This is a genomic window from Tardiphaga sp. 862_B3_N4_1 (assembly GCF_051811085.1).
In the GTDB taxonomy this organism is placed as follows: Bacteria; Pseudomonadota; Alphaproteobacteria; order Rhizobiales; family Xanthobacteraceae; genus Tardiphaga; species Tardiphaga robiniae.
The window spans coordinates 1403265-1420748 of record NZ_JBPWQB010000002.1; the positions used below are offsets into that span (position 1 = coordinate 1403265).

A 17484-nucleotide genomic window follows, 5' to 3' on the forward strand; every position below is an offset into this window, starting at 1 on the left:
ATGCAATCGAGGAGAGTGACTGCCCAATAATTCCTCAGGGAATGGCGAGCGAACGTAAAATGACAACGTTTCGCTCCCGACTCAAGTGGCACCCCAATTGCATGCACTTATCGCCATGACAAGTATGCAAGAAAATGGACCCACCGAGGGCCAGCGCAGACCGGTCGCCGTTGAGCTGTCCGCTACCTCAGTAACGTTCGGCCGCGGCCCGACCGCCACGCCGGCGCTTGCCGAGACCAACCTTATCATCCCCGACGGCGAATTCCTCGCCCTTGTCGGCCCCTCCGGCTGCGGCAAGTCGACGATCCTCAAGCTCGTCAGCAATCTGCTCCGCCCCACCACCGGCGTCGTCATCGTCGGCGGGCGTGAGGTCGCTGCCAAGGCGCTGCGAATCGGCATGGCGTTCCAGAACCCGACCATGCTGCCCTGGTTGACCATCGAGCGGAACATCATGTTGCCGCTCAAGATCGTGGAGCCGTTCCGGTCGGAGTATCGACAGAAGCGCAAAGGCGAATTTCGCGACAAGGCGCATGCATTGCTGGCCCAGGTCGGCCTCAAGGATTTCGGCAACAAATATCCCTGGCAGCTGTCCGGCGGCATGCTGCAGCGGGCAAATCTCTGCCGCGCGCTGATTCATGAGCCGCGCATGTTGCTGCTCGACGAGCCGTTCGGCGCGCTCGACCAGTTCACCAAGGAAGAACTCTGGTCGATTCTGCAGAGCCTCTGGCTGCAACACAAGCCGACGGTGCTGCTGGTTACGCATGACCTCCGCGAAGCCGGCTTCCTGGCCAGCCGCATCTGCGTGATGAGCGCACGACCGGGCCGCATCCTCGACGACAGCCCGGTGGACTTCCCGCGCCCGCGCACCATCCCCATGACTTTCGAGCCTGATTTCGTCGCACTCAATCAGCGCCTGCGTGAACTCATCGTCAACGCCCGGAGCAACGCTCCCGAAGCGCAGGAGGCATAGGTCATGAGTGTAGGCCTGCGTCAAAAACTCTGGTCGTTCGGATTGATCGTCATCTTCTTCGCCGCATGGCAGTTATTTTGCGCCATGTCGGGCGTGTCGGATCTGGTTCTTCCGCGTCCGACGGAAATCATTGCGACGCTGATCGCGCGCTTCCCGATCCTGTGGCCGCATATTCTACAGACCCTCGGCACGACCATGGCCGGCTTCGTCCTTGGCGTCGGCCTCGGCGTGGTGCTGGGCGCGGTCATCGGCGTCTCGAAAGTCGCCTATGACACCGCTTATCCTCTGCTGGTTGGCTTTTCGTCGATTCCAAAGGTCGCCGTCGTGCCGATCTTCGTATTGTGGTTCGGCTCGGGCTCGGTGCCTGCGATTCTTACCGCGCTATCGATCTGCTTCTTCCCCATCGTCGTCAATATCGCGACCGGTCTCGCCACCACCGAACCGGAGCTGGAAGACGTACTGAAGGCACTCGGCGCCAGCAAGATGGACATTCTCTGGAATGTTGGCCTGCCGCGCACCATGCCGTTCTTCTTTGCCTCGCTGAAAGTCGCGGTCAGCTACGCCTTTGTCGGTGCCGTTCTGGCCGAGACCGTCGCGTCGAATCGCGGCATCGGCAATGTGATGATGAGCGCATCGTCGAACTTCAACGTCCCGCTGGTGTTCGCCTGCCTGTTCATTCTCGCGATCCTTGGCGTGGCGCTCTACGTCATTTTCTCTCTGATCGAGGCGCGTGTGACCGGCTGGGCCACGCGCAAGAACGATCTCGTTGCGACCTAATCCACCCATATCAACCAGGAGAACGTCATGTTGAAGAGATTGACCGCCCTCGCAGTCGGCAGCGTCCTGCTCACAGGCTCCGCCTTCGCTCAGGAGACGACCATCAAGTTCACGCTGGGCTGGAAAACCCAGGGCAGTGACGCGGCGTTCTTCTATGCCAAGGACAAGGGCTACTTCAAGGAAGAGGGCCTGAACGTTGTCATCGATCAAGGCGAAGGCTCGGGCGCGACCGTGACCCGTATCATGTCCGGCGCCTGGGATGCCGGCTTCGGCGACGTCAATGCCATCATCCAGAACTCGTCGACGCGCCCTGCGGACGCGCCCGTGATGGTCTATATGATGTGGAACCAACCTCCCTTCTCGATCGTCACCAAGAACACTAGCGGCATCAAGACGATCAAGGATTTCGAAGGACACACGCTGGGCGGCGCGCAGGGCACGCCGACGACCCGTCTGTTGCCCGTCTTCATCCAGAAGAACGGCCTCGCGGCCGACAAGATCAACGTGACGAACATGGCTCCCAATCTGCAGGAGCCGATGCTGATCAAGGGCGACATCGACGCCGCGCTGGTGTTCAACATTACCAGCTATTTCAATCTCGTCCTGAACCGCCAGGATCCCGAGAAGGATTATAAGTGGTTCTCATTCGGTGAATTCGGCCTCGACCTGTATTCCAACGGCGTGATGGTGTCACAGAAGCTGCTGGCATCGAACCCGAAGGCCGTTGCTGGTCTGGTCCGCGCGATCAACAAGGCCAACATCGCCGTCGCCAAGGATCAGAACGCCGGCATGGCGTCGGTCGTCGCCTTCGACAACCTGGTCGATGTCCCCGTCGAGAAGCGCCGCCTGCAATATTCCTTCGACAAGCTGATGGTCTCGCCCGAGATGAAAGAGATCGGCGTCGGCGATATCAAGGATGACCGCATGACCCGCGCCATCGGCATGGTCGTCGAAGGTTACGACCTGAAGCGCACGCCGACCCCGAAGGAAGTATTCTCGCGCGAATTCCTGCCGGCACGCGGGGATCGCGAACTGGTCTATACGGCGAACTAAGGCTTGCACGCGGATGAACCGGATCCTGTCTGCGACGAATATTTTCACCGGCACAGATCGAGGCCTCGTGCCTCACGCCAGCATCCACCATGCGGATGGTCTGATCACGAGCGTCTCGGCCGGCGCGCATATTTCGCCGCAGACAAATCACCTGATCATCCCCGCACTGGTCAACGCCCACGACCATGCCCGGCCGTCCATGACATCCTTCGGCGCATCGAACATGCCGCTAGAATCGTGGATCGTCCGCTCGGCCTTCGGCACTCCGCCCGATCCCTATCTCGTCGCCGCCGTCTCGCTCGCCCGTTCAGCGCGTGCAGGCTGCGGCGGCGCGATGGTCCATTATACCCGGCCGAGCGGCAAAATGCCGATTCTCGATGAGTCGATCGCAATCGCAAAGGCCGCAAGCGATGTCGGTATCCGGCTGGCCTTCGCGCTGGCCGTACGCGACCAGAATCCAATCGTCTATGGCGATAGCGCCGACGTGCTTGCCGCATTGCCCGAAGACGACCGCAGCACGATTCAGGACATGTTCGTTCGTCCGAGCCCGACACCATCGGAATATCTCGACCGCGTCGAAGCCATTCATGCCGCCATCGTCGGTCCGATGATCGATGTGCAATACGGTCCGGCCGGCGTCCAGTGGTGCTCGCCTGTACTGCTCGAAGCCATTGCTGAGCGCTCCGCGACGACCGGCCGGCGCGTGCACATGCATCTGCTCGAGACCATCTATCAGCGGCAATGGGCCGACCGCACTTTTCCGAGCGGCATTGTGCGCTACCTGAAAGATATCGGCCTGCTATCCAACCGCCTGACACTGGCCCATTGCATCCATGCCCGGCCGGACGAACTCGATATGATCGCCGAGTCCGGCGCGACCATCGTGACGAATTTCAGCTCCAATCTTCATCTGCATTCAGGCCTCGCTCCGATTGCCGATGCGCATCGCCGCGGCTGCCCCATTGCCGTGGGTATCGATGGCGTCGCGCTCGACGAAGACGAAGACGCGATCCGCGAAATGCGCCTCGTGCAGATGGCGCATGACGGCCTCGGCTTCGACCGCACATGGAGCCGTGCGGAGTTTCTCACGCTCGCCGTCCGCAACGGCCGGAAGTCGATCGGCGCACCGGGCTCGGGCATGCTCGCCGCCGGAGAAGCCGCTGATTTCATTGTTCTCGATATCGGCCAACTCGACCGCGATGCCATCATGCCGGTCGATCCGATCGACATGCTGTTTGCCCGCGGCAACAGCAGCTGCATTCGCGATGTCGTGGTCGACGGGCGTACCATCAGCCGCGATGGCAAGCCGACCGGCGTCGACCTGGAGGCCATGGAGACCGAGTTGCGCGGGTTCTATCGCAAGAGCGTGCCCCAGTTCAAGGCTTTCGAACGCGCCTGGGCACCGTTCGAGAGCGCTGTGTCACGCTGGTTCCGGCAACAGGGGTGTTGCTAGCTCACCAGACCTTCAGCGGCTTCAGTTCACCTGACGTTTTTCCAGCTTTCGTGCCAGCGTGCGGCGATGCATGCCGAGGCGGCGCGCCGTCTCCGAAATGTTGAAATCGCTCTCCACCAGCGTCTGGTGGATGCGTTCCCATTCCAGCGTCTTGATCGAGGTCGGACGTTCCGTGAGCGCCACTTGCACGTCGCCGGTCGCCTTCTGGAACGCTTCCTCGATATCGTCGGTGTTCGAAGGCTTGGCGAGGTAATGACACGCGCCGAGCTTGATCGCCTCCACCGCCGTGGCAATGCTGGCATAGCCGGTGAGCACTACGATCAGCATCTCAGGGCTCAGCGCATGCAACGCCTCGACACAAGCCAGGCCCGAGGCTCCGCCGAGCTTGAGATCGACCACCGCATAGCCCGGCACCTTGTCGCCGAGCACCTCGGTCAAGGTCTCGAAGCCCTCGGAATGCAGCACGGTGTAACCGCGACGCTCGAACGATCGCTTCAGCGTGCGCGCGAAACCCTCGTCATCCTCGACAATGATCAGCAGACGTTCATCCGACATGTTTGCGCGCTCCAATCGCGAGGGCGGATAGTGGTAGCGACAACATCACGAGGGCACCGCCCACAGGACGATTCTCCGCCACCACTGCGCCGCCCAGCTTGCGGACGGCATTGACCACCAGAAACAGACCGAGCCCGCGCCCGGACTGGCCCTTGCTTGAATTATAGGGCTTGCCGAAATTCGCCAGCATCTCCTTGGCGAAACCCGGCCCCATGTCGCTGACCTTCAGCACCAGCGAATCGCCATCGCGCTCGATAGCGAGGCGCACCCAGAGCGGCGATACCTCGTTGGCGTTATCGAGCACGTTGAAGATCATCTGTTTCAACGCCGAGTCCGACACGATCGGCATGTCCTCGCCGAACCGATTCTCATAGACCAGCGTGTTGATCGAGCGGGCGCCGCGCCAGTCCTCGACCAGTTCGCCGAAGAAGCCGTTGACGGTCGTCACAACCGGCGCCTCGCCGCGCATATCGCCGGCCGACATGAGAATGCCGGTGACGATCGACTTGCAGCGCTGCACATCGGCCTGCATCTCGCTGATCTCTTCCATCAGCTCCGGGTTGCCTGCAAGTTCCGGCATCCGGCGCCAGTCACTGAGGATCACCGACAGCGATGCCAGCGGCGTACCGAGTTCATGCGCGGCACCAGAGGCGAGCAGGCCCATGCGCACGATATGATCTTCCTCCGCGGCCTGCTGACGCAGCGCTGCCAGACCCTCGTCGCGCTCGCGCAAGTTTTCTGCAATGCGCGTCATGAAAACGACGATCAGCGCCGCGTCGAGTACGAAGCAGATCAACATACCGATGATGTGCAACTGGAACAGATCGTTGCGCAGCGCGTCCGGCAGATCGAGGGGGCGATGAAATACAATCAGCCCGGCGAAGCACAGACAGGCAACAACAACAACGACCCAGGTCGAGCGACCGTTCAGCAACATCGCCCCGAGCGTAACCTGCAGGAGATAGAGCGATATGAATGGATTTGTGGCACCGCCACTCAGATAAAGCTGGGCGGTCAGCGCCGCGACGTCGAGCAGCAAAAGCAGGAGCAGTTCGCGGTCACGCGCGTCGGTCTGCTGGCGCAGCCACTCCTGGCTGATGACGTTCAGGAATACTGAGCCGCACAGGACCATGACCATGGCCATCAGCGGTAGCGAAATGCCCATCACCAGATGCACGAAGCCGATGGTCAGGACCTGCCCGACCACTGCGATCCAGCGCAACTGGATCAGCAGATTGATGTTCTTGATATTGGTGGTCTCGTCGAGCGGCAGAGCCGTGACCGCAACGGGTGTGGTGACACCCGTCGCGTCGACTGGTGACGCGGCAACCGCACTGACGCCAGTGACGTCTGGTGCGCCCACCTTGCTCTCTGCTCCCAAACCCGGCATCTCGCCCCGTCAGCTTGATCGGCCAGCCTCAATCGGACCGGCGCATCATCCAAGACGTCATACGCGAGGTAGTGATTTTTTCCGAATCCGCCACTCGTCGCGAACGACGAACAGGGCACCGCCGGCCAGCATCAAACCGAGGCCGAACCAGGTGATGGCATAGACCACATGGTTGTTCGGGAAGACGATCACGGTCAGGCCACCATGGGGCTGACCCGGTGCGTCCAGCGCGGCATTGGAATCGATGAAATAGGGGGCGACGGCGCCGAGCGTCTGGCTGGCGGCAATCGCTTCGACGTCGCGGGAATACCAGCGCTGGGCAGCGGGATCATTTGAGCGCAGGAACCCGCCCTTCGGTTCGGTGACGCGCAACAGGCCCGTCACTAACACCGACGTCGCGGGCGCCGCGAATGCGCCGGCTTTGCGCTCGTCGGGGCTGACGAAGCCCCGATTCACCAGCACAGTGTATCCGGCCTCGGCGCGCAGCGGCGTCAGCACCCAGAAACCGGCGCCGAGATCCGAGACAGCCTGCACCAGAGTATCGGCGCCCGGCACAAACCGCCCGGTGACGCTGACGCGACGATATTCATCGTCATTGCGATTGATCGCAGGCCACGCCGCAGGCCCGGGTGCAGCTTCGGGCGCGGCGTGGCTGCGCTGATCGACACGTGCGATCAGATCCAGTTTCCAGGCGCGGCGTTCGACCTGCCAGATGCCCAGCGCGGTCAATCCCGCGATACCGAGCAGTGCCAGCAGGCCCAGCACCGTGAGGGTTGTCGCGCTACGGGGCGACCGCCCGGATTCCATTTTCGATTCAGACGACTCCTGTCTGGCCGGGCGGCCTACGACGATCCCGTCGTTGGCGCGCGCCGTGGCCATCAGGGCATATTCCTCATGTCATGAACCGGCATCATGTTGACGTTGAGGTGGTACATCACCCAGAGCGAACCGCTCAGCGCAATCACGACGATGATGATCGTGAAGATCAGCGCCATCATGGTCCAGCCGGCATCCGACGTCGTGTTCATGTGCAGGAAGTAGACCATGTGAACCACGATCTGCACCACAGCGAACGCAACGACGATCGCGATGGTCCAGTTCTTGTTCTCGATCGCGCCCGTCATCACCAGCCAGAATGGAATGGCGGTAAGGATGACCGAGAGGACGAAGCCAGTCATATACGACTTGAACGAACCATGGTCGCGGCCGTCATCGTGGCCGTGGTCATCGTGACCATGTCCGTGCGCGGCATGTGCATCGGCGCTCATCGCAGCACTCCCAGCAGATAAACAAAGGTGAAGACGCCGATCCAGACGACGTCGAGGAAATGCCAGAACATGCTCAGGCACATCAGCCGCCGCTGGTTCGCCTCGATCAGGCCGAAACGGGCGACCTGCACCATCAGCGTCACCAGCCAGATGATACCGAAGGTGACGTGCAGGCCGTGGGTGCCTACCAGCGTGAAGAAGGACGACAGGAAGGCGCTCCGCCAGGGGCCAGCACCTTCGTGGATCATGTGATGGAACTCATAGAGTTCGATGCAGAGGAACGCGAGGCCGAACAGACCGGTGATGCCGAGCCACATTTGGGTCGACTTCACTCTGCCCTTCATCATTTCCAGCATCGCGAAGCCGTAGGTGATCGACGAGAACAGCAGCATCGCGGTGTTAAGCGCGACGAGCTTGAGGTCGAACAAATCCTTCGGCCCGGGGCCCGCAGCATAGCTGCCGCCGAGTACGCCGAAGGTGGCGAACAGCATCGCGAAGATGAGGCAATCGCTCATCAGGTAGAGCCAGAAGCCCAGCATGGTGCTGGAACCGGCCGGATGATCGTGTTCGTCGACGACGTAGAAGACCGGGACTTCAGTGCCGTTTATCGTTTGGGTCGGTACGTTCATGACGCGGCCTGTACTGCGAGAAGTTTCGTACGCTCGCCTTCGGTACGGATGACGTCCTCCACCGGGATGTGGAAGTCACGGTTGTAGTTGAAGGTGTGGAAGATCGCGACGCCGACGATGGCAATGAAGCTCAGGGCCGCGAGCCACCACATGTACCAGATCAGGGCGAAGCCCATCGCCGTGGCCAAGATCGAGAGGATCACGCCGGTGCCGGTGTTCTTCGGCATATGGATCGGCCTGAAGCCCTCCAGCGGACGCGTATAACCGCGACGCTTCATGTCCCACCACGAGTCATTGTCGTGAATGACCGGGGTGAAAGCGAAGTTGTAATCCGGCGGCGGCGACGACGTTGCCCATTCCAGCGTGCGCCCGTTCCAGGGATCGCCCGTGGTATCGCGCAGCTTCTCGCGATTCCAGATGCTGACGGCGATCTGGACGAGGAAAGCACCGATGCCGATCGCGATCAGAACTGCACCGAAGGCGGCGATGACGAACCAGATCTGCAGCGACGGATCGTCGAAGGTGCGCAAGCGGCGGGTGACGCCCATCAGACCAAGCACATAGAGCGGCATGAAGGCGAAGTAGAAGCCGAGGACCCAGCCCCAGAACGAGACCTTGCCCCAGAACTGATCGAGCTTGAAACCGAAGGCCTTCGGGAACCAGAAGTTGATGGCCGCAAAGATGCCGAACACCACGCCGCCGATGATGACGTTGTGGAAGTGAGCGATCAGGAACAGGCTATTATGCAGCACGAAGTCGGCCGGCGGCACCGCAAGCAGCACGCCGGTCATGCCGCCGATCACGAAGGTCAGCATGAAGGCGATGGTCCACATCATCGGCAATTCGAACCGGATGCGGCCGCGATACATCGTAAACAGCCAGTTGAATATCTTCGCGCCCGTGGGGATCGAGATGATCATGGTCGTGATTCCAAAGAAGGAATTCACGCTGGCGCCCGAGCCCATGGTGAAGAAGTGATGCAGCCAGACCAGATAGGACAAGATCGTGATGACCAGCGTGGCGTAGACCATCGAGGTGTAGCCAAACAGCTTCTTGCCCGAGAAGGTCGAGGTCACTTCCGAGAACACGCCGAACAGCGGCAGGATCAGGATGTAAACCTCCGGATGGCCCCAGATCCAGATCAGGTTCACATACATCATCGGGTTGCCGCCGAGATCGTTCGTGAAGAAGTTGGTGCCGACATAGCGATCCAGCGACAGCAGCGCGAGAACGGCGGTCAGGATCGGGAAGGACGCCACGATCAGGACGTTGGTGCAGAGCGAAGTCCAGGTGAAGATCGGCATCTTCATCATGGTCATGCCGGGCGCACGCATCTTCACAATGGTCGCGATCAGGTTGATGCCCGATAGCGTCGTGCCGACACCGGCAACCTGCAGCGCCCAGATATAATAGTCGACGCCGACATCCGGACTGTAGCCGAGATTCGACAGCGGCGGATAAGCCAGCCAGCCGGTCTTGGCGAATTCACCGACGAACAGCGACATCATGACGAGGATGGCGCCACCGGTGGTCATCCAGAAGCTGAAATTGTTCAGGAACGGGAACGACACGTCGCGTGCTCCGATCTGCAGCGGCACGATGTAGTTCATCAGACCGGTGACCAGCGGCATCGCCACGAAGAAGATCATGATCACGCCATGCGCCGTGAACACCTGATCGTAGTGATGGGCGGGCAGAAAGCCGTCGGAGCCGTTGAAGGCCATGGCCTGCTGGGCGCGCATCATGATCGCGTCGGCGAAACCGCGCAGCAGCATGACGATGCCCAGCACCATATACATGATGCCGATCTTCTTGTGGTCCACGCTGGTGAACCACTCCTTCCAGAGATAACCCCAGAGCTTGAAATAGGTCAGCGCAGCGAGCAGCACGATGCCGCCGAGCGCGACCATCGCGAAAGTCGCGACCAGGATCGGTTCATGATAGGGGAACGACTCGAGCGTCAGGCGGCCGAAGATGAACTTCGCAAGCCCGGTATTTGCCACTACGGCTGTATCAGACATTTAGATCGACCCGATCAGGTGTTGGAAGCGCGCCGCTCGGCAGGCGGCGGCGCAGGCGTGAAATTGAATGGCGCGGGGGCGGCACCCGGGCGCGCGAGACCAGCACCGGTGACCGGCGTCGGGTCAAGTGGAGTCGTCGTCGAGCGGTGATCGGCTGCTTCGCGTGCGGCCTCGGCGAGGGTGCAGACGCTGGCGACGTAGTTCTTGGTCGAGCTGGAGCCGTCAAGCATCGAAATATTGTATTTCAGCGGCAGGATGTTGCGGGCGCTGGCGAGGCCGAGGCCACCCTTCGCGTCCATCGCCATCATCTCACTCATGCACATCTTGCCGGGCTGGGCGCACATGTTGAGGATCGCCTTGTAGAGGTCAGGCGCGACTTCCTTATAGAGACGAACCGGCACATTCTCGCTGGGCTTTTCGAGATCCAGATAGGCCTCGCGGCTCAGCGTCTCGCTGCTCGCCTTAACCTTGGCGATCCAGGCATCGAAGCCGGCCTGGTCGACGCCATGGAACTTGAAGCGCATGCCGGAGAAGCCGGCGCCGCTATAGTTCGCCGAGAAGCCGTCATAAACGCCGGCCTTATTGATGACCGCGTGCAGCTTGGTTTCCATGCCGGGCATCGCATAGATCTGGCCGGCGAGCGCGGGGATATAGAAGGAGTTCATCACCGACGAGGCAGTGATCTTGAAGCGCACTGGACGATCCACAGGCGCAGCCAGTTCATTGACCGTAGCGATGCCATATTCCGGGTAGAAGAACAGCCACTTCCAGTCGAGCGCGACGACTTCCACCTGCAGCGGCTCATTGAGGCTCGCAGCATTGCCGGGCGCAATCCGGTCCAGCCGGCGATACGGGTCTAACAGATGCGTGCTGGACCAGGTCACGGCGCCGAGACAGATGATGATGAGGAGGGGCATCGACCAGATGACGAGCTCGAGATGGGTCGAGTGATCCCAGTCCGGCTCGTATTTCGCGTCAGCATTCGACTGCCGGTACTTCCAGGCGAAGAACACGATCAGGGCCATCACCGGCACGATGATCAGCAGCATCAACACCGTGGAAATGACCACGAGATCGCGTTGCTGCACTGCGATGTCACCCGCAGGATTCATCACGACGAAATTGCATCCGCCCAGCAAGGCAACCAAGGGCAGCAAAAGGAGTATCCGTAGGCGGCTCAAGGTGTTACCCATTCGATAATGTCCGTTCGCGCGCACGGTTAGGCGTATTTGCTGCAGGGCAACATTGGACAATTTGTCCAATGGTCCGAAGACACGGTTCGCGACAAATCGTCAACCTCGCGTCGCCCTTTGGCGTCGATTGCATGACCTTCAACACACCACCGACGGATAGAAAATATGGCGCAGACGTCATCGACGATTGAACGGGACGCACGCCTTCTGCACGCGGATGGCCACGGAGCGGTTAACCCGGGCGAGATCGCCATTGGCGTCATCATCGGCCGGACCTCCGAGTTCTTTGACTTCTTCGTCTATGCGATCGCTTCGGTGCTGGTATTTCCGAAGCTCGTCTTCCCCTATCTCGATCCGCTGACCGGCACTCTATATTCCTTTGCGATCTTTTCGCTGGCATTCATCGCCCGCCCGATCGGCACGATGATCTTCACAGCTATCGATCGCAGCCAGGGCAAAGGCGCCAAGCTGACCATCGCGCTGTTCCTGCTCGGCGTTGCCACCGTCGCCATCGCCTTCCTGCCCGGTCACGAATCCATCGGCGTCGCATCGGCCTGGCTGCTGGCTGCTGCACGTATCGGCCAGGGCATTTCCTGGGGCGGCACCTGGGACGGTCTTGCTTCGCTGCTGGCGCTGAATGCGCCGGAAGGCAAGAAGGGCTGGTACGCCATGATCCCGCAGCTCGGCGCCCCGATCGGCCTTCTGGTAGCGAGCGCGCTGTTCGCCTTCTTCGTCGACACCCTGTCCGCTGACGACTTCCTCGACTGGGGCTGGCGCTATCCGTTCTTCGTTGCTTTCGCCATCAATGTCGTCGCCCTGTTCGCCCGCCTGCGCATGGTGGTGACGCCGGGCTACACCGAACTCTTCGAAGCCCGCGAACTCGAGCCGTCCTCGATCACCGAGACGATCGCCCAGCAGGGCCGCACCGTGGTGATCGGCGCCTTCGCACCGCTGGCGAGCTTCGCACTGTTCCACATGGTCACAGTATTCCCGCTCTCATGGGTGTTCCTGTTCACCCGCGAAGCACCCGGCCGCTTCCTGATCGTCGAATGTATCGGCGCCGTGTTCGGCATCATCGCCATGATCGTGTCAGGCTATGTCGCCGACAAGGTCGGCCGCCGCACACTGCTGACCGGTTCGGCGATTGCCATCGCCGTGTTCAGCGGCTTCGCACCGCAGATGCTGGACGGCGGCATTGTCGGCGAACTCGCCTTCATGGTGACCGGCTTCATCCTGCTCGGCCTGTCGCTCGGTCAATCTTCGGGCTCGGTCGCATCGAGCTTCTCGAAGCGCTTCCGCTACACTGGTTCGGCGCTTACCACCGACCTTGCCTGGCTGTTCGGCGCCGGCTTCGCACCATTCGTGGCGCTGGTGATGTCGAGCCGCTTCGGCCTGTCCTCGTCCGGCGTGTATCTGCTGTCGGGCGCAGTTGTGACCCTGCTTGCGATCTCGATCAACCGGCAGTTCGCCAGCCGCGACGCCTCGGCGATCCAGCCGTAAGCAACACCGCCGCTAAAGAAAGGGCCCCGGTTCTGAGCAGAACCGGGGCCCTTTCTTTTTGTTCTGACTCGTTTCCCTGACGCGAACCGGCATCTATTTCGCTAATGCGACAGTGGCACATCATCCTGATGCAGGATGCGTTCGGCGGCGCCCTGCAGATCGTCATACTGGCCTGATTTCAGCGACCACAGGAACGCCGCGAGGCCGCACAGGCCAAGCCCGATGGCGATCGGAATCAGATAGAAATAGTCTGTCATTCCGCCGGCTCCATTCTGACTGACATTCGCGGCGTTGATGCGCTTGCGCCCTGAGACTTGTCGGACTTGCCGCGGCCACGCAGCCGCAGCGCATTGGCGACAACCACGATGGACGAGCCGGACATCGCGATGGCTGCAACCAGCGGCGTGACATAGCCCATGATCGCGATCGGCACCGCAATGAGATTGTAGCCGACTGCCAGCGCGAGATTCTGCCGCACGAGATGCCCTGCCTCGCGCGAGACCGCGATTGCCTGAGACACGGCCGACAGATCCTCGCGCAGGAAGACGAGATCTGCGGCGTTGCGCCCGACATCGGCGGCCGATGCCGGAGCCATCGACGCATGCGCGGCCATCAGCGCCGGCGTGTCATTGAGACCGTCGCCGACCATCAGGACCTTCTTGCCGGCGGACGCCAGCTCTGCCACATGCGCCGCCTTGCCGCCCGGCAGCACGCCGGCGAAATATGGCACGCCTATGCCTGCAGCGAGTGTCCGCACCGGCGTCTCGCGATCGCCCGAGACAACCTCGACAGCCAGTCCGTCGCGCTTCAGGTCGCCGACCGTTTCAGCCGCGCCCGCACGCAACCGATCCTCGAAGCGGAAATCCGCCACGCATTGTCCATCGCGCGACAACACGACGGAAGAGCCATCGAGATCCATACCGCTGGTATCGGTGAGGGCCCATTCCGGCCGCCCGAGGCGCAGCACGCTGCCGCCGAGACGCGCTTCCATGCCGCAGCCCGGATGTTCGGAGACATCATCGAGCTCAATCGGAGTCGTCGTTGTTGAAACGGCAGCAGCGAGTGCACGCGAATAGGGATGACGTGAATGCGCGGCGATCGCGCCGGCCAACGCCAGGGTCGCAGGATCGACGTTGTCCGAATTGACGACGCGGGCATTGCCAAGCGTCAGTGTGCCAGTCTTGTCGAACACCACCGTATCGATCTCGGCGAGACGCTCAAGCGCCCCGCCATCCTTGATCATGATGCCGCTCTCAAACAGCCACCGCGCAGCAACCACCTGCACCATCGGCACAGCTAAGCCAAGCGCACAGGGACAGGTGATGATCAGCACCGCGACGGCAATAGTGATCGCGCGATGAACGTCGCCGGACACGATGAGCCAGCCAACCAGCGTGATGGCCGCGGTAAGATGCACCACCGGCGCATAGAGCCCGGCCGCACGATCGGCGATGCGGCGATAGACCGAACGGCCCTGCTCTGCGGCTTCCATCATCCGCAGCATTTCCGCGAGGAACGACTCGTTGGCCGAGGCTGTCGCCGTGATGATCAGAGGCCCTGTGAGATTCAGCGTACCCGCGCGCAGCACTGAACCCGGCAGAGCCGGCTGCGGCACGCTCTCACCGGTGACCAGCGAGACGTCGAGTTCCGACAGACCCTTGGTCACCTGCGAATCGACCGGCACGCGCTCGCCGGCAGCGAGCATGATGGTCATACCCGGCGTGATTTCGCCGACCGGCAGATAGGTCTGCGCACCGTCACTCTGCAGAACCAACGCGCCCCGCGCCGCCAGGCGTGCGAGCCCCTTCACCGCGACACGCGCGCGCTCACGCATCATGTGATCGAGGGTGCGGCCGATCAGTAGAAAGAACAGCAGTGTCACGGAGGCATCGAAATAAGCATGCGGCCCATGGATCGCGGTTTCGTACAGGCTCATGCCGAAGGCCAGCAACACGCCGAGCGAGATTGGCACATCCATATTGGTGCGACCGTGACGCAGTGCCTGCCAGGCCGAGCGAAAGAATACCCGGCCGGAATAAATCAGCGTCGGCAGCGCGATCAGCGCAGAGATACCGTGGAACAGATCGCGCGTCGCGGGCTCGGCACCAGACCACACCGAGACCGACAGCAGCATGATATTGCTGGCTGCAAAGCCCGACACCGCCAGCGCACGGATCAGTTCCGACAGCGTCGTATCCGTAGCATCGCCATCGACCTCGAACAGATGCGCTTCATAGCCAACATTGCGTAGCGTTTCGATGAAAGGCGGCGGTGCGGCATCGGCGCGCCATTTGATGGTGACGCGCTTCGTGGAGAGATTAACCCGTGCCCATGTCACGCCATCGAGCGCACCAAGCGCTTGTTCGACCGTGCGAATACAGGCGCCGCAATGAACGTCCGGCACCGAGAGATCGGTCTGCCTCAAACCGCCGGCAATGGTACGGCTGACCAGCAGGACTTCGCGCGGATCCGGCGCCGCCAGTATGGCCAACTCTGCTCCTGAGCCACAGCAACTCATCGGAGACCTCGTTTCTCACTTTGCGCATGATCCTTTCGGAAAGCCGGTTCCCACTTTTCCGGATCATGCTTTAGCCAGTCACCTCGACACCCGGCTTCATCGCCACATAGGCGTGCCATGTCCCGTGACCGAGCACGGGAAACACGACGATCATACCGAGCAGGCCGGTCATGACATTGATCAAGAACAAAGCCAGCGCGATTCCCGCCCAGGTCAGCATGACCGGTAGATTGGCCCAGACCATCCCCATGCTGGTGCCCATAGCGGTGAGCGCATCGACGCGTTCGTTGAGCAGCATGGGAATGGCGAACACGCTGATCGCAAAGGAGAATGCCGCAAAGATGCCGCCGACCGCAGTGCCGGCGATCAGCATCGCCCAGCCGACGGGTGTGGTGAACAGCATGGAAGCGACGCCATCGAGGCCGGGAAACGGGTTCATGCCGAAAAACAGCGCGTAGATGATCACCGCGGCGCGGATCCAGACCAGCATCAGCGAGCACAACAAAAGGCCCGCGAACAGCAGCTGCCCGCCCGACTTCGGCCGGACGAGAATCATCTGCAACAGCGAGACACGCTCATGGGCGGCGATCCGGCGACTCTTCTCATAGAGTCCGATGGCGAGTACCGGCCCGACCACCATGAAGCCGGCAAAGGCCGGAAACAGGATGTAGTCCCAGCCGAAGGCGAACAACCCGCCGACCAGGACGACCGAGACCGCGAAAACCAGCACGCCATAGCTGAGGCTCACCGACGGGATAATTGTCAGATCGCGCCAGCCGGCTTTGAGCCAGTCAAAGGCGACGGATGGCGCAACATGGCGATTCCACGACACCGAGGGCGGCAGCGGAGGGGCAACGGCTGGAAGAGTCATCTTCGACCTCGCAATCTCAACGACGCGGCGTGCATGACGAGGATGCCGCACTGAATTTGCCGGCTTCCGCGGCACTGGTGCCGCGCTTGACGTGATCGATACAGTCGGGCTGCGACGAGAACGCCACATAGACCATGTGCGCATTGGCCATCAGCACCAACAGCAGAGCGGCAGCAATCGCCATCCAGACCCAGACCTTCGCGTTGACGTGCTTCATCGCTGCTACATTCATGGCCCGGCAGCCCTGAGGTTGACGAGATAGAGCGCGAGGATCTTGCGATCGAGCGCCGACAGTCGCGAATCCCAGCTCGGCATATGACCTTGCCGGCCACCCCAGACAGTCGTGAAGACCGACTGGGCGTCACCGCTATAGATCCAGAAATTGTCACGCAGGTTCGGCGCACCGAGTTCGATATTGCCGGTCGCGTTCTCGCCATGGCAGGCGACGCAATTGTCGGTGAACACCACCTTGCCGCTGGCGAGCTTCCCGGGCGCGATCGCCTTGGCCACCGCGGGATTCGACAGGCTTCGAACATAGTCGACAACATCGTCGATCTGCTCGCGCTTCAGCATCCCGTCGCGGCCGAAGGCCGGCATCTGCGACGTCCGCGAATCCTTGTGCGGCGAATTGATGCCAACGCGGATCGTCTCGGCGATCGCATCGGGCGTACCGCCCCAGAGAAAGGCCTGCGACACCAGCGTTGGAAAGCCGTCGCCGCCCTCGGCGGTGCGGCCATGACAGGCCGCGCAATTATCCCCGAACAAAGTCGCGCCGGTCTGCCGCACGATCTTCATCAACTTCGGATCGGCCTGGATAGCCTCGAAGCTTTCGGTCTCGATCAGCTTGCTCCACTTGGCGCGGTCCGAGGCCGCGTCCTTGATCTGCTCGGCCACGATGTTGCGCTGGTCGATCCCTAGCAGACCCTTGGTATAGGTCACGCCCAGCGGCCATGCCGGCATCAGGATCCAGTACACAACCGAATACAGAAACGTGGCCCACAGAAAGAAGACCACCGCACGCGGCACCGGCGTGTTCAGTTCCTTGATGCCATTCCATTCGTGACCGGTGGTGAGATAGCCGGAGACGGGATCGCGTTCCTCTACTGCCATCGCTTCGCCTCGTATGGCTTGTCCTCAACGGAAGGATCGAGGATCGACTGCGCCGCAGAGTCGAACGACTTTTTGTTCTTCGGCCAATAGGCATAGACCACCACGCCGATCGACATGGCGATCAGATAGAACAGCCCGAAGGACTTCGCGAACCAGACAGTGGCCTCGTGCTCCAT

Annotated in this window: 18 protein-coding genes; 5 read left to right on the forward strand and 13 right to left on the reverse strand. The window is 61.4% G+C overall.

The genetic code is table 11. From position 1 onward, the window contains the following. Positions 1-115: 115 nt before the first annotated feature. The 4 genes from AB8B02_RS23865 to AB8B02_RS23880 are packed head-to-tail and all read left to right on the forward strand — an operon-like array spanning position 116 to position 4253. The gene (locus AB8B02_RS23865; protein WP_309941851.1) at positions 116-970 is read left to right on the forward strand and encodes an ABC transporter ATP-binding protein; all 855 of its coding nucleotides are present in this window, start codon (positions 116-118) and stop codon (positions 968-970) included. Between the two features lie 3 nt (positions 971-973). Further along, positions 974-1747 carry an ABC transporter permease gene (locus AB8B02_RS23870; protein WP_439065338.1) on the forward strand — a complete coding sequence of 258 codons (774 nt, stop codon included), beginning with the start codon at positions 974-976 and terminating at the stop codon, positions 1745-1747. 27 nt (positions 1748-1774) lie between these two features. After that, entirely contained in the window at positions 1775-2800 is a 1026-nt protein-coding gene (locus AB8B02_RS23875; protein ID WP_439065339.1) for an ABC transporter substrate-binding protein, read from the forward strand. Positions 2801-2813: 13 nt separating this feature from the next. Next, positions 2814-4253 carry an amidohydrolase family protein gene (locus AB8B02_RS23880; RefSeq protein WP_439065340.1) on the forward strand — a complete coding sequence of 480 codons (1440 nt, stop codon included), beginning with the start codon at positions 2814-2816 and terminating at the stop codon, positions 4251-4253. A gap of 21 nt (positions 4254-4274) precedes the next feature. On the opposite strand, the gene AB8B02_RS23885 is transcribed toward AB8B02_RS23880, so the two are convergent. The 7 genes from AB8B02_RS23885 to cyoA form a co-directional block, all read right to left on the reverse strand. Further along, positions 4275-4808 carry a response regulator transcription factor gene (locus tag AB8B02_RS23885; protein WP_089263395.1) on the reverse strand — a complete coding sequence of 178 codons (534 nt, stop codon included), beginning with the start codon at positions 4806-4808 and terminating at the stop codon, positions 4275-4277. Then, a complete protein-coding gene (locus AB8B02_RS23890; protein WP_439065341.1) occupies positions 4798-6171 on the reverse strand; it encodes an ATP-binding protein in 1374 nt (457 codons plus the stop codon). Before AB8B02_RS23890 ends, AB8B02_RS23885 begins: the two co-directional genes overlap by 11 nt. A gap of 84 nt (positions 6172-6255) precedes the next feature. Then, the gene (locus AB8B02_RS23895; RefSeq protein WP_439065342.1) at positions 6256-7077 is read right to left on the reverse strand and encodes an SURF1 family protein; all 822 of its coding nucleotides are present in this window, start codon (positions 7075-7077) and stop codon (positions 6256-6258) included. Beyond that, on the reverse strand, positions 7077-7466 hold the full coding sequence (cyoD, locus tag AB8B02_RS23900; protein ID WP_093757703.1) for a cytochrome o ubiquinol oxidase subunit IV: 390 nt from the start codon (positions 7464-7466) through the stop codon (positions 7077-7079). Before cyoD ends, AB8B02_RS23895 begins: the two co-directional genes overlap by 1 nt. After that, complete coding sequence (cyoC, locus tag AB8B02_RS23905; protein ID WP_089263389.1) at positions 7463-8095, reverse strand: cytochrome o ubiquinol oxidase subunit III; 633 nt, start codon at positions 8093-8095, stop codon at positions 7463-7465. Before cyoC ends, cyoD begins: the two co-directional genes overlap by 4 nt. Next, on the reverse strand, positions 8092-10116 hold the full coding sequence (gene cyoB, locus AB8B02_RS23910) for a cytochrome o ubiquinol oxidase subunit I (RefSeq protein WP_439065343.1): 2025 nt from the start codon (positions 10114-10116) through the stop codon (positions 8092-8094). The genes cyoC and cyoB overlap by 4 nt, the downstream gene beginning before the upstream one ends. Before the next feature lie 14 nt (positions 10117-10130). Continuing rightward, on the reverse strand, positions 10131-11297 hold the full coding sequence (gene cyoA / locus AB8B02_RS23915; RefSeq protein WP_439065933.1) for a ubiquinol oxidase subunit II: 1167 nt from the start codon (positions 11295-11297) through the stop codon (positions 10131-10133). A gap of 177 nt (positions 11298-11474) precedes the next feature. Between cyoA and AB8B02_RS23920 the strand changes: the two genes are divergently transcribed. Next, positions 11475-12809: an MFS transporter gene (locus AB8B02_RS23920; RefSeq protein WP_089263383.1), complete on the forward strand. Its 1335-nt coding sequence runs from the start codon at positions 11475-11477 to the stop codon at positions 12807-12809. Between the two features lie 101 nt (positions 12810-12910). Here the strand turns inward: AB8B02_RS23920 and ccoS are convergent, their stop codons facing one another. The 6 genes from ccoS to AB8B02_RS23950 all read right to left on the reverse strand — a co-directional run bounded on the left by ccoS (position 12911) and on the right by AB8B02_RS23950 (position 17484). Next, positions 12911-13066: a cbb3-type cytochrome oxidase assembly protein CcoS gene (gene ccoS / locus AB8B02_RS23925; protein WP_089263381.1), complete on the reverse strand. Its 156-nt coding sequence runs from the start codon at positions 13064-13066 to the stop codon at positions 12911-12913. Further along, positions 13063-15327 carry a cation-translocating P-type ATPase gene (locus AB8B02_RS23930; protein WP_439065344.1) on the reverse strand — a complete coding sequence of 755 codons (2265 nt, stop codon included), beginning with the start codon at positions 15325-15327 and terminating at the stop codon, positions 13063-13065. The genes ccoS and AB8B02_RS23930 overlap by 4 nt, the downstream gene beginning before the upstream one ends. A gap of 70 nt (positions 15328-15397) precedes the next feature. Continuing rightward, complete coding sequence (locus AB8B02_RS23935) at positions 15398-16198, reverse strand: DUF2189 domain-containing protein (RefSeq protein ID WP_439065345.1); 801 nt, start codon at positions 16196-16198, stop codon at positions 15398-15400. 16 nt (positions 16199-16214) lie between these two features. Continuing rightward, entirely contained in the window at positions 16215-16415 is a 201-nt protein-coding gene (locus AB8B02_RS23940; protein ID WP_439065346.1) for a hypothetical protein, read from the reverse strand. An 11-nt stretch (positions 16416-16426) separates the two neighbouring features. Then, entirely contained in the window at positions 16427-17308 is an 882-nt protein-coding gene (gene ccoP, locus AB8B02_RS23945) for a cytochrome-c oxidase, cbb3-type subunit III (RefSeq protein WP_439065347.1), read from the reverse strand. Further along, the gene (locus AB8B02_RS23950; RefSeq protein WP_439065348.1) at positions 17299-17484 is read right to left on the reverse strand and encodes a cbb3-type cytochrome oxidase subunit 3; all 186 of its coding nucleotides are present in this window, start codon (positions 17482-17484) and stop codon (positions 17299-17301) included. The genes ccoP and AB8B02_RS23950 overlap by 10 nt, the downstream gene beginning before the upstream one ends.